This window comes from Mycetocola sp. (assembly GCF_046716805.1).
Lineage (GTDB): Bacteria > Actinomycetota > Actinomycetes > Actinomycetales > Microbacteriaceae > Mycetocola_A.
In genome coordinates, this window is record NZ_JBKJWH010000108.1 from 1 (window position 1) to 12,618 (window position 12,618).

Genomic DNA, 12,618 nt, shown 5'->3' on the forward strand with positions numbered 1-12,618 from the left:
CCACTCACCGAGCTGTTGCACCCGGACATCGACTTGCTGATCGGGACCGCCGTCAGGATCTACGCGACCGCTCAGATCCTCACGGTCCTCTCCGCGATCGACAGCCTCGGTGAGTACCGCTACGACACCCTGGTTTATGCCCCCGGCAGTTCATCATCGGCGCACCGCGTGCCGGGTGCGGCAGAGCACGCGTACGCCGTCGGCGATCCGGCCTCCGCCGAAGCCGCCGCGCATGCTCTCGCGGACGGGGGCAGCCGCCAGCGAATCGTCGTCGTGGGCGGAGGTTTCACCGGGGTCGAGACGGCCAGCGAAGTCGCCCAGCAGCATCCGGACGCCGTGGTCTTTCTGGTGTCGAGCGGACCGATAGTCGGTTCGATGCGCGATCGGGCTCAGCGGAGCATCACCCGCAAACTGGAGCGGCTCGGCGTGACGATCGTCCAGAGACCCCCCGTGGTCTCCGTGACGGCCGGCGCCGTATTCTTCGCCGACGACTCGACAATTCCTTTTGACGTGTGCTTGTGGACCGCCTCGTTCTCCGTTCCGGGGCTCGCACTCCACAGCGGCCTCGATTGCGACGATGGAGGCCGGCTCAGGGTCGACGAGCACCTGCGATCCCTCGACTTTCCGAACATCCTCGGTGCGGGAGACGCGGTGCGACTGCCTGATCCATACGATCGCCACCTCCGCATGGGTTGCGCCGCTGCCCTTCCCCTGGGAGGGGCTGCCGCCGCGACCATCCTGGCAGTGCGCCGGGGCACGCCTCTCCCCGTCGCCTCCGTGGGCTACCTCGTGCAGTGCATCAGCCTCGGCCGGCGTGACGGGTACATTCAGGTTGTCCGAGCCGACGATCGCCCTCGCGCACTTGCATTCACCGGCCGAGCGGGCGCTTTCATCAAGGAGGCGATCTGCCGACTGACGGTCACCGGGCCGCAGCGGGAGGCAGCAAGGCCGGGCGCATACTGGGCGCCACAGGGGCCGAAGCCGCCGACTGCAAGACAACTCGCAGGAACTGCGCCGGAGGATTTACGCCGCAACCCGCCGCTGCTGTAAGTTTCCGAATGGGTTGGTCTCCGTGAGGAGTCCTCGACAGTGTGCCCGAAATCCAGTCTCGGCGACCTGTGCTCGAGCCACGCCGCTTGGCGGCCTTCGGCCGCAGGACGTATGATGCAATGAGCGATATTAGAACCTAGAGTTCTATTATAGAACATTGGCCGACGATGTTGTCCGAAATCGCCCACAGAGAAGTGAGGAAAGCCGTGCAGTTCCACCACCACGGATACGTGTCCACAGATCCGCGAATCCAGCCAGCTGCAGGGGTCGGCGTCGACCGGCCCGAGGAGCTTCCCGAGGAAGTCGACGTTCTCATCGTCGGAAGCGGACCCGCCGGCATGATCACCGCTGCCCAGCTCTCGCAGTTCCCCGGCATCACGACACGCATCGTTGAGCGGCGAGCCGGCCGTCTCGCGATCGGTCAGGCCGACGGCATCCAGGCGCGCAGCGTCGAAACGTTCCAGGCTTTCGGGTTCGCGGAACGCATCATCAGCGAGGCCTATCGCATCACCGAAATGGCATTCTGGAAGCCGGACCCCTCTGACCCGTCGCGCATCATCCGCACGGCGCGAGCAGACGATGACCCGGCCGGCATCAGTGAGTTCCCGCACCTCATCGTCAACCAGGCGCGCGTGTTGGACTACTTCGCAGAAGTGATGGCCAACTCGCCCACCCGGATGAAGCCGGATTACGGCTTCGAGTTCCGCGGACTGGAGGTCACAGGCGATGGTGATCATCCGGTCACCGTGACGCTCGGCCACACGGCAGGCGAGCGTGAAGGCGAGGAGCGCATCGTGCGCGCCAAGTATGTCGTCGGCGCAGACGGCGCCCGCAGCGGCGTGCGCCAGTCGATCGGTTGCACGATGGCGGGGGACCAGGCGTTTCACGCCTGGGGAGTGATGGACGTTCTCGCCGTCACGGACTTCCCGGACATCCGGACCAAGTGCGCCATCCAGTCCGAAGCCGGAAGCATCCTCCACATTCCGCGTGAGGGCGGCTATCTGTTCCGCATGTACGTCGACCTGGGCGAGGTGGCCGCCGACAACAAGGGGGCGATCCGCAAAACGACGGTCGAGGAGATCATCGCGAAAGCGAACGACATCCTGCACCCGTACACGCTCGATGTGAAGAATGTCGCCTGGCACAGTGTCTACGAAGTCGCCCACCGTCTCACCGACAGGTTCGACGACGTCCTCCCCGAGGAGATCGGCACCCGGACGCCGCGGGTCTTCATCACCGGCGACGCCTGCCACACCCACAGCGCCAAGGCCGGTCAGGGCATGAACGTGTCGATGCAGGACGGGTTCAACCTGGGCTGGAAGCTCGCGCACGTCCTCGAGGGTCGAAGCCCCGAAAGCCTTCTCAGCACGTACTCCGCGGAACGCCAGGTCGTCGCGCAGAACCTCATCGACTTCGACAAGGAATGGTCGAGCCTCATGGCGCGCAAGCCAGAGGAGCTCAAGGACCCGGCCGAGCTGGAGACGTTCTACACCAGCACCGCCGAATTCCCCGCCGGATTCATGACGCAGTACTCGCCGTCGATGCTCATCGGCGAAGCAACCCACGGAGCACTCGCGACCGGGTACCCGATCGGCAAGCGCTTCAAGTCCGCCCCGGTGACCCGCGTCGCCGACACCAACCCGGTCGAGTTGGGGCACCACCACCGTGCAGACGGACGGTGGCGGCTCTACGCCTTCGCCGACGCCGCCAAACCGGGCGAAGCATCGGCCGTCGCGGACTGGGCAGAGTGGCTCCGGATGTCACCGGAATCACCACTTCTCGTCCACACGCCCAAGGACACCGACATCGACAGCGTCTTCGACGTCAAGGTGATCTACCAGCAGGCGCACACCGAGCTGGAGATCGGGCGCGTTCCCGAAGCGTTCCTGCCCCGGGTGGGTCCCTTCGAGCTGGTCGACTACGAAAAGGTGTACGCAACCAACCCGAATCGCGACATCTTCGACATTCGCGGGATCGACCGTGGTGGTGCCGTGGTCGTCGTCCGGCCGGACCAGTATGTGGCCAACGTACTGCCGCTGACAGCGACCGAGGAGTTGGCCGCGTTCTTCCGGCCGATTCTCTTCGCCCGCTGATTCGCCGCGGGTGAGGCGGATGCCGGGCCGGGCGATGCGCCCGCGTTCCGGCATCCTCCTCCCGCGATATCAAGACCCGTAGGCGCGCGCCAGGCTTTCGGCCCCGACCTTGAGGCGGTCGGCGATCTCTTCCTCGGCGCGCGTCAGAGCGACGTGGATCACGGCGATCGACGCCGGTGGCTGTCCCGGAAGCGTCAACGGCACCGCTATCGATTGCAGGGACGGGACGACCTCGTCCGAACTGGATGCGTAGCCGCGGGCGCGACTCTCCACGAGTTCACTGCGCAGCTCGTCACTGAGGTCGGCGGGCCATGCGCTCTCCGGCAACCCGAGCAGGATCGCTTTGCCGGGGCCACCGCGGCTCGTCGGGTGCCGGTGGCCCGGCCGGTACGACACCACAGCGACGCTCTGGCGGGGCATGGCGCTGACCAGCGTCACCGCTTCGCCGCTGTCGAGGCGTACAGCCAGCAGGCAGGTCATGGCGAGTTCGTTGGCGATCTCGTTGAGGATCGGCAGCGCCGCCTGTTGCAGGTTTCGCGCGACGCCCGAGGTGAGGGCGGCGAGTCCTGCCCCCAACGCCATGAGCCCGGCTTCGTCGCGAGTGACGAGATCATGCGCCTCGAGAGTACGGAGCAACCGGTACGCGACCGAACGGTGCACGTCCAGCGCTTCAGCCAGCTCGGCGATGGACAGGTTCCGGTCAGCGCTGGCAAGGATTTCGAGCAGGCGGATGCCGCGACTCAGCGTCTGCGATCCCGCGTGTGTTCCTGCATCCGGTGCCATCCCGAAAACTCCGCTTTCGTGTCAGAGGCGTTCCGAGCATCCGCTCTCTCTGCCTGTTCGATATTAGGACACTTCGGTCTTCCGCTGCCGCATCCCACCGGCCCCTGAAGGGACACGCGGCAGCGGCGTGACGTACGATCGTTGGGTGCCTCCCCGTTCGCCCTTGCCGCAACGACTCGGGCTCGATCCCGCCTGGCTGCGAACTCCGGATCTCGACCGGTCACGGCCCGAGCCCTGGCCGACCATGGGGGCCTGGCTGGGGGAGCGCCTGTCCGAATTTCTCGACGTGGCCGGGTTTTTGGCCGACGAGCGCTTCGTCTACGAATCGGGAGCCCCGGTCGTTGGGATCGATCTGTACCGGCCGCACACCTTCGTTTGGTTCCATCGCGACCTGCGGGAAGAAGCGTTCGTTCCGGGCGCTATTCGTGTGATTCACCAGGACGAACGAATCCTGGTGGTCGACAAGCCCGCATTCCTGTCGACGATTCCACGGGGCCGCCATGTGGCGCAGAGCGTCGTCGTGCGTCTTCGCGCCGAGCTGGGGTTACCTGAGGTTTCGCCTCTGCACCGTCTCGACCGGGTGACCTCCGGCCTTCTCATCCTTGCGACCGAGAAACGTTGGCGCGGGGTCTACCAGTCGATGTTCCAGCGTGGTGAGGTCGTCAAGGTCTACCGCGCGCTCGCTCCGCTGCGTGCCGACCTCGAGCTGCCGGTAACGGTCCGGAACCATCTCCATAAACGGCGGGGCCGGATGCAGGCCGAGGTCCTGGCAGACGCTCCGGTCAACGCCGAATCCTTTGTCGAACTGGAGGCGCAGGTCGATGACGCTCAGGCCGTCTATCGGCTCACACCGCGAACCGGGCGCACCCATCAGCTCCGCATGCACATGTGGGGCCTCGGAATCCCGATCAGCGGCGACCCGCTCTACCCGCTCGTCCACGACGTCTCGGTGGATGATTTCGCGAACCCGCTTCAGCTGCTCGCCAGTGAGTTGAGTTTCACCGACCCGGTCGACGGCGAGCCGCGTCGATTCGACAGCGCCCGCTCGCTCCCATTGCAGAGCGAGGACGCTTCCATCCTGGCTGAGCCGCACCCGAACCCGTTCCCCGAGGTGGATCTCTGACGGTGCCGACCGCTCCGATCCGACTGACTTCTCGTCGCCCTGACCCGGTGGTTTTCCGGGAAGTCGAGGAGTACCTTGTTGGCCATGTTCCAGAGAAACCGCAAGTTCGCCGACGCAGGAGCGCTTGCCCTCGTTGCGTCCGTCCTGTTCGCAGGATCTCTCTCCACGGTTACCGTGCAGGCTGCCCCGGCCGCCGCCGCTCCCGCCGCCACTGTCCAGTTCGCCCACGCGGAAACCCCTGTCCTCGAATATGTCGCGCTTGGCGACTCCTATGCAGCCGGGCAGGGGGCCGGATCCTACGAGAACGCCTGCATGCAAAGCGCCCTGAGCTACCCCGAGATGCTCGACGACGTCGAACAGGTGGAGTTGGTCGCCGATGCCAGCTGCAGTGGCGCTACGACTCGAGACGTTCTCACCCGCCAACTCAGGGTTCTTGCACTGAACCGGGACGTGGACCTGGTCACGGTCACGGTCGGCGCGAACGACCTCGGGGGGGCTGCCGTTGTTGCGGCATGTTCCGCGTCGTTCGCTTCGCCGGAGTGCCAGACGGCCTTGAACGCTGTGTATGCCCTCCTCACCCCACCTGTCCCCGGGATACCGAGCAGGTTCGCCATCCATCTCGCAACCGCGTTGACCGGGGTGGCTGCTGTCGCCCGAGACGCGTCGATAGTGGTGACCGGCTATCCGTACCTCTTCGAGACGCCGCCCCCCTCCGACCCGAACTACGTTGCCATCGTCCAGATCAATGACGCGACTGCACTGCTGAATGCGACGATCCAGGGGGTGGTGCAGCAGCTTGCGTCGAGGGGTGTCGACATCCGTTACGTCGACGTCACGGAGGTCTTCAGCGGTCACGGCATCGGCAGCCCCGATCCATGGATTCACGCGACCGGACCAGACGCTTTCCACCCGACCGCAGCCGGTTACGCCGCGTACGCCAGGGCGATCAGGTCAGCGCTCTGAGCATTCCGGCCACCGGCGGGATCGTCCTCTCACTGCCGTTCACCGACCGGTGGCTGGTTCAGAACAGCCCGGCTCGGCGAGTGCCGACCCATGGGACGCACATGCCCGGCGAGAGGTATGCCATCGACTTCGTCGGCGTGGATTCCCGCCGTCGGACGGCGTTCTCCCGGACCCGGGGGCCGGCCCGCTCAGCCGAGTCGCGACTGCAGTTTTTCTCTCGGGGAGGTATGGTCGGTTCACATCCATTAACCGAAAGGGCTCAACGATGAGACAACCACTTCGCCGGCTGGGGCTGCTGATCGCAGCCACGGTCACACTGTCGTTCGTCGCCGTGCAACCGGCCGCAGCGATCACGGGAGGCCAACCAGACGGAGAGGGGCACCCCAACGTCGCATTGATTTCGTTCTACGACGAAGCCGACGGGCTGCGGTACCGCTGTTCCGCAACGCTGATCTCACCGACCGTGCTGATCACTGCCGCCCACTGCACCGAAGGAACCGCCGGCAGCACGCTGGTCACGTTCGACTCGACAATCGCCAAGGCGGCGCCTTCGCCACTGCCGGTAGCCGCTGATCCATCCGTCGGTTACACGCCTGAAGAGCTCGCTGCGGCGGGCTACCTCTCCGGCACCCCCGTGACGCACCCCCAGTATTCGGACTTCACCGACCTGGCCAACTGGAACGACGTTGGCGTCATCGTCCTCGACACGGCAGTCACCGACATCGAGCTTGCAACCGTCGCGCCGCTGAACTACCTTGACCCGTTCGCGCAGCCCACGCTGAACCGCACGGTCTTCGAGGTCGTCGGATACGGCACCGAGGTGCGCAAGCCCGTGTCAGGTCCGCAGAAGCCCCAGCCGATGTCGTACCCGCTGGAGCGGCGCGTCACGACCTCGATCGGGCAGAAGCTGACACCGCAGGTCCTGCAGATGAACGGTAACCCGAACGACATCCGTGCCGGCGGTGGAACCTGCTTCGGTGACTCCGGCGGGCCCGTGTTCCTCAACGGATACCTGGTTGCGGTGACCAGCTATGGCTACACCTCGAACTGCCGTTACCTCGGCGGCTACCAGCGCATCGACATCCCCGTCGTGCAGAACTGGCTCAACGAATACGTCTAGGCGCGTAAAACCCGGCTTCGGGCGGCAGCCGCGCTGAAACGACAGAAAACGGCTGGAGTTCCTCGCGAACTCCAGCCGTTTCTGTCGTAACGGTGGTACGGATGCCATGACGCGGCACCCGCATCCCTACCGGTCCGAGAGCGCCGGAACGAGGCGCACGAGACGCGCCGTGCTCGTCTCGTCGATCTCGGCGACGGTGTCGCGGGACTTCACGAAATCGGAGAACGAGCGGAAGCCGAGCGTTTTTTCGCTGAACGAAGGGTCCATCCGCTTCATCTGCGTCTTCACGTTGGAGCTGTGCAGCCAGTCGGCATCGTCCTTCTCATGCCCGAGCCGCAAGGCACGTTCGAGAAGGTCGGTGGCAACCTCCTGCGGGTCCGGTTCGACCTCGGGATCCTCCTCGACCTCGGGTTCCGGCGACTTGGCACGCCGTGATGCCCGCCTGCGGGGCGGGACCGCCGACTCCGGGTCGGAGAACACCGGGGCGGCGGGGGAAGAGAGTTCCTTCGGGGCGGTCTGTTCCTTCACGGCCGACTCCGTGGCATCCGTCACCGTCTTCTTCGACCGGGACGGCCGGGTGGCAGTCGCTGCCACCGCAGCTGCCGGCTCGGGCTTCTCCTTGACCGGCGCCGGCGGGATCGGCTTCACGCCGGGCAGTGCGTCGTAGGAGGCGAATTCGTCGCAGGCCGCAGCAAGTGAACGGCTCGTCGATCCGGCGACACCAATGCCCACCACATAACGGCCGAGTCGCTTGCAGCGCTGCGCGAGGGCGATGTAGTCGGAGTCGCCGCCGACGATGATCACATGGGTGAGGTCGGGGAGCCGGAACATGTCCTCAACCGAATCGACGGCGAGGCGGATGTCAGCGCCGTTCTTCGCGTAGGCGGCGGCGGGGAACAGTTGCACCAGGTCGACGGCGCGGCTGACGAGTTGGCCGCGGTAGTCAGCGTTCACCGGCACCGACCAGTCAGCGTAGGCACGGGTCAGAACGAGTGTGCCGAAAGACGAGGCAAAGTCGATGATCGCGCCGACGTCAACGGTCGCCCGGACGAGTTTCTCAGCGATCTCCGGGTCCGCTTCGCGGTCGGCGGCGCTGAAACCGCGGGCGCGGTCGCGCATGAACTGGCTGCGTCCGTGCACCTGGTCGTAGCGCGAGATCACAATGTTGTCGAAGTCGATGTAGACGGCGACACGTGAATCGACGGGTTCGGGCATGGGGAGCTCTTCTCAGTCGAGGGGTGTGTTCTTAGTCTGGCCGTTGCCCGGCGGCCGCGCCAACTGGAGCGTCGATCGGTCGCGCCCCTGTCGTCGCTCTTCTGCCGTCGCGACTCACTCGTCGTGGGATGTGCTGAACCCACGGTGCGCCGAAAGCAGCGCGAGTTCGGGGCGGTTCGCCACTGAGCGTTCCACCTCATCGAGCACATCGACGGCATGGCGGTAATCAGCCGACACCACCACAGCGCCGACTGCCGCCCGCCGGTGCAGGTCGAGGTGACCGACCTCAGCGACGCTCACCTCGAACCGCCGGCGGAGCTCCGCGACGAGCGGGCGCACCACCGAGCGTTTCTCCTTGAGCGAGTGCACATCCCCGAGCAGGAGGTCGAATTCGATCCAGCCGATCCACATCTCATCAGGATGCCACGAGGATGCGTGCGACCGACCGAGGTCCTGGCGTCGCGGGTGGCGGCATCCGCTCTGCTCGGTCGAAAACGGCTGGACTTCTTCGAAAAGTCCAGCCGTTTGTGACGGAGCAAGGACCTCAGGAATGTGCTGCGGGAACCGCCTCGTCCAGGAAAGCCGAAATATCGGCCAGTTCCTCCGCGGAGATCGAGTGAGCGAGCCCCGGGTAGACCTTCTCGGTGAGCGTGCTGTGGGCAGGCAGCCAGGCGACGATTCGAGCTGTCGTCTCAGGCGAAATGACACCGTCGACGTCCCCACGTCCGAAGAACACCGGTGGTCGCAACCGGGCGAGTTCTTCGTCACCGGGGAGCTCAGCGTCGAGGCTGAACCCGGAGAGCACGACGCCGGCGGCGAACCGCGCGGGGGAGTGGCGGAGCAACTGGGTGACCATGAGGCCGCCCTGCGAGAACCCGATCGGGATGACCGGAGTCGACTCGTCGACGTGAGCACCCAGCCACTGCAAAACGGCCTCGGTCGCGTCGTGAACGGATGCCGGTTCCGGCTTGCCCGGCGTCGTGATCGGGAACCAGGCGAACCCGCTCGCTGAAATACCGATCGGCGCCCGCAAGGACACCCAGTCGAACCGGTCCGGCAGGAGCGGGGCGAGCCCGGCAAGGTCACCCTCGTGCGAACCGAAGCCGTGCAGGAAAAGCAGCAGTGGTTGGCCCGGTTCGGTCGCGGGGTCGGAGGGGCGTCGCACGGCGACGTCAATGACAGCGGACATTACCAGTTCCCCTAGCGTCGCGGCTTGCGCGCCGAGCGGTCGTCGCGGTCGTCCCGCTTGCCTGGGGCGCCGCGGTCGGGCCGAAGCTCGATCAGCTTGCCGCCGATGCGCGTTCCCGTGAGCTTGGCGAGCACGTCGTCGGACAGGTTCGCCGGCAGTTCGACCAGCGAGAACTCGGGACGGATGTCGATGTGTCCGAAGTCGTTCCGGCTGAGGCCACCCTCGTTCGCGAGAGCTCCGACGATCTGGCGCGGCTCGACCTTGTGACGCTTTCCGACGGCGATCCGGTACGTCGACAGCGACGAGTCGCTGGCGCTCCGGGGGCGGCGCTCGACACGGTCGCCGCGGTCGAACCGCGACGGGCCGCGGTCGTCACGGCTGGGGCGAGAAGCGGATGCTTCCTTCCTCTCGCGCTCGTCTCGGTCGCGCTGGGCGCGCATCTCTTCGGGAGAGAGCAGGAGCGGGGTATCACCCTGCGACACGACAGCGAGCGCTGCTGCGACGTCGGCTTCCGGGACGTCGTGGTGCTTGACGTAGTGCCCGATGATGTCGCGGAACTGATCGATCCGATCCGGCTGGCCGAGCGCGTCGGTGATCGCGTCGTCGAAGCGGCTCAGGCGGGTGGCGTTGACGTCGTCGACGCTCGGCAGCTGCATCTGGGTGAGCGGCTGGCGGGTGGCCTTCTCGATGGCGGTGAGCAGGCGGCGCTCACGCGGGGTGACGAAGCTGATCGCTGTTCCGCTGCGTCCGGCGCGCCCGGTCCGGCCGATGCGGTGCACATACGATTCGGTGTCGATCGGGATGTCGTAGTTGACCACGTGGCTGATGCGGTCGACGTCGAGGCCGCGAGCGGCGACATCCGTAGCGACCAGGATGTCGAGCTTGCCGGATTTGAGCTGGTTGACGGTGCGCTCACGCTGCACCTGAGCGACGTCGCCCGAGATGGCCGCTGCGGAGTAGCCCCGCGCACGCAGCTTCTCGGCGAGGGTCTCGGTCTCGTTCTTGGTCCGGGTGAAGACGATCATGCCCTCGAAGTTCTCGACTTCAAGGATGCGGGTGAGCGCGTCGACCTTCTGCGGGTACGACACGACGAGGTACCGCTGGGTGGTGTTCACCGAGGTCGTGGTCTTGCTCTTGACCGTGATCTCTTCGGGATCGTGGAGGTACTTGGCCGAGATGCGGCGGATCGCCGCTGGCATGGTCGCGGAGAAGAGGGCGACCTGCTTGTCCTCGGGGGTGTCGGCGAGGATCGTCTCGACGTCCTCCGCGAAGCCCATGTTGAGCATCTCGTCGGCCTCGTCGAGCACCAGGAACCGGAGCTCGGTCAGGTCGAGGGTGCGGCGCTCGAGGTGGTCCATGATCCGGCCGGGTGTCCCGACGATCACGTGCACGCCGCGGCGCAGCGCGGACAGCTGTACGCCGTAGCCCTGCCCGCCGTAGACGGGCAGCACCTTGACGCCCGGGACCTCCGCGGCGTACCGCTCGAAGGCCTCACACACCTGGAGCGCCAGCTCGCGGGTCGGCGCCAGGACGAGCGCCTGGGGGCTCTTCTGCGACAGGTCGAGGCGGGACAGGATCGGCAGCGCGAACGCCGCGGTCTTGCCGGTGCCGGTCTGCGCGAGGCCGACGACGTCGCGCCCCTCGAGGAGCGGCGGGATGGTCGCCGCCTGGATCGGCGACGGGGACTCGTAGCCGGCCGCCTGCACCGCGGCGAGGACACCACCGGCGAGGCCCAGGGAACTGAACTGCTCGGCGGACTGCTCGGTGCTGGTGCTCACCCAACAACGGTAGTGGCCTGGCCCGCGGGCGCCCGATTCGTCGTCGCGGTGGGCTGGGTCACCGATGGGCGGAATCACCCTACTCCACGGTCACCGACTTCGCCAGGTTGCGCGGCTTGTCGATGTCGCGGTCCAGGTGCAGGGCCGCGTGGTAGGCCAGCAGCTGGAGGGGCACGGTGAGCAGGATCGGGTCGAGCTCGCGCTCGTTCTGCGGCACGTCGATGCGCAGCACCCGGTCCTCGACGTCGCCGAGGTCGACGCCGGCATGGCTGACCACGACGAGCGGCCCGCCCCGGGCGGCGATCTCGTGGAGCGCTCCGACATTGCGGTCGCTGAGCTCGTCGTCCGGCACGATCGCGACGGTCGGGACGGTCTTGTCGATCAGCGCCAGCGGCCCGTGCTTCAGCTCGGAGGTCTGGTAGGCCTCCGCGTGCCGGTAGGTGACCTCCTTGAACTTCTGTGCGCCCTCGCGGGCGACCGGGTAGCCGCGCACCCGACCCACGAAGAACAGGCTCTCGGCCCTGGCGAGCCGCTCGGCAACCTGGACGAGGTCGGGTTCGAGGGTCAGCGCCTTCTCCAGGTCACCGGGAAGCCGCTGCAGCCCGGCGACGAGCCGCTTGCCGTCGGCGATCGAGAGGTCGCGGACCCGGCCGAGCTGCAGGGCGAGCAGCGCGAACCCGACGTACATGGTGGTCAGCGCCTTGGTGGAGGCGACCGCGACCTCCGGGCCGGCGTGCAGGTAGATGCCGCCGTCGCACTCGCGCGCGATCGCGCTGCCGACCACGTTGACCAGGCCGATGCACCGCCCGCCCTTGCGGCGTACCTCCTGGACGGCGAGCAGGGTGTCGACGGTCTCGCCGGACTGGCTGACCGCGACGTAGAGGGTGTCCGGCTCGACGATCGGGTTGCGGTAGCGGAACTCGCTCGCCGCTTCGGCGGCGGCGGGCACCCGAGCCAGCTCCTCGATGAGCTGGGCGCCCATCTGGCCGACGTAGTAGGCCGAGCCACAGCCGAGGATCTTTACCCGCTTGACCGCACGCAGGTGTCGGGCGTCCATGTCGAGCCCGCCGAGGTGCGAGGTCCCGAACCGTTCGACGAGCCGGCCGCGGATCGTCCGCTCCACCGCCTCCGGCTGCTCGAGCATCTCCTTGCGCATGAACGACTCGTGCTCGCCCGCGTCGTAGGACGCCGGGTCGACGTCCACGATCGCCGGCCGCCGGTTGGTGGCGGCGAGGCCGCTGGCCTCGAGCCGGTACGTCGTGAAGCCGCTCGCGGTGACCGTCGCCATCTCTCCGTCGTCGAGG

The 12,618-nt window shown here is 66.8% G+C and carries 11 protein-coding genes; 5 read left to right on the top strand and 6 right to left on the bottom strand.

Features of this window, described 5'->3' with window-relative positions; genetic code table 11:
* Positions 1-1,050: FAD-dependent oxidoreductase (locus tag ACLQ62_RS08670; protein WP_411721243.1), on the top strand; the 1,050-nt coding region annotated here is incomplete at its 5' end.
* Positions 1,051-1,256: 206 nt separating this feature from the next.
* Positions 1,257-3,143, top strand: a complete 1,887-nt coding sequence (locus ACLQ62_RS08675) for an FAD-binding monooxygenase (RefSeq protein WP_411721244.1) — start codon at positions 1,257-1,259, stop codon at positions 3,141-3,143.
* Positions 3,144-3,212: 69 nt separating this feature from the next.
* On the opposite strand, the gene ACLQ62_RS08680 is transcribed toward ACLQ62_RS08675, so the two are convergent.
* Complete coding sequence (locus ACLQ62_RS08680) at positions 3,213-3,926, bottom strand: IclR family transcriptional regulator (RefSeq protein ID WP_411721245.1); 714 nt, start codon at positions 3,924-3,926, stop codon at positions 3,213-3,215.
* 145 nt (positions 3,927-4,071) lie between these two features.
* Here ACLQ62_RS08680 and ACLQ62_RS08685 point away from each other — a divergent pair, with 145 nt between their 5' ends.
* The 3 genes from ACLQ62_RS08685 to ACLQ62_RS08695 all read left to right on the top strand — a co-directional run bounded on the left by ACLQ62_RS08685 (position 4,072) and on the right by ACLQ62_RS08695 (position 7,132).
* Complete coding sequence (locus tag ACLQ62_RS08685) at positions 4,072-5,049, top strand: pseudouridine synthase (RefSeq protein WP_411721246.1); 978 nt, start codon at positions 4,072-4,074, stop codon at positions 5,047-5,049.
* An 84-nt stretch (positions 5,050-5,133) separates the two neighbouring features.
* Positions 5,134-6,012 (top strand): SGNH/GDSL hydrolase family protein, encoded by an 879-nt coding sequence (locus tag ACLQ62_RS08690; RefSeq protein WP_411721247.1) that lies wholly within the window; start codon positions 5,134-5,136, stop codon positions 6,010-6,012.
* A 265-nt stretch (positions 6,013-6,277) separates the two neighbouring features.
* Positions 6,278-7,132 (top strand): S1 family peptidase, encoded by an 855-nt coding sequence (locus tag ACLQ62_RS08695; protein WP_411721248.1) that lies wholly within the window; start codon positions 6,278-6,280, stop codon positions 7,130-7,132.
* Positions 7,133-7,258: 126 nt separating this feature from the next.
* Here ACLQ62_RS08695 and ACLQ62_RS08700 read toward each other — a convergent pair whose 3' ends face one another.
* The 5 genes from ACLQ62_RS08700 to ACLQ62_RS08720 all read right to left on the bottom strand — a co-directional run.
* Positions 7,259-8,347, bottom strand: coding sequence for an NYN domain-containing protein (locus ACLQ62_RS08700; RefSeq protein ID WP_411721249.1), 1,089 nt, complete (start codon positions 8,345-8,347; stop codon positions 7,259-7,261).
* A 114-nt stretch (positions 8,348-8,461) separates the two neighbouring features.
* Positions 8,462-8,758: a DUF503 domain-containing protein gene (locus ACLQ62_RS08705; RefSeq protein ID WP_411721250.1), complete on the bottom strand. Its 297-nt coding sequence runs from the start codon at positions 8,756-8,758 to the stop codon at positions 8,462-8,464.
* Between the two features lie 133 nt (positions 8,759-8,891).
* The gene (locus tag ACLQ62_RS08710; RefSeq protein WP_411721251.1) at positions 8,892-9,536 is read right to left on the bottom strand and encodes an alpha/beta hydrolase; all 645 of its coding nucleotides are present in this window, start codon (positions 9,534-9,536) and stop codon (positions 8,892-8,894) included.
* Between the two features lie 11 nt (positions 9,537-9,547).
* Entirely contained in the window at positions 9,548-11,314 is a 1,767-nt protein-coding gene (locus ACLQ62_RS08715) for a DEAD/DEAH box helicase (protein WP_411721252.1), read from the bottom strand.
* Between the two features lie 79 nt (positions 11,315-11,393).
* On the bottom strand, positions 11,394-12,618 hold a 1,225-nt coding region (locus ACLQ62_RS08720), incomplete at its 5' end, for an isomerizing glutamine--fructose-6-phosphate transaminase (protein WP_411721253.1).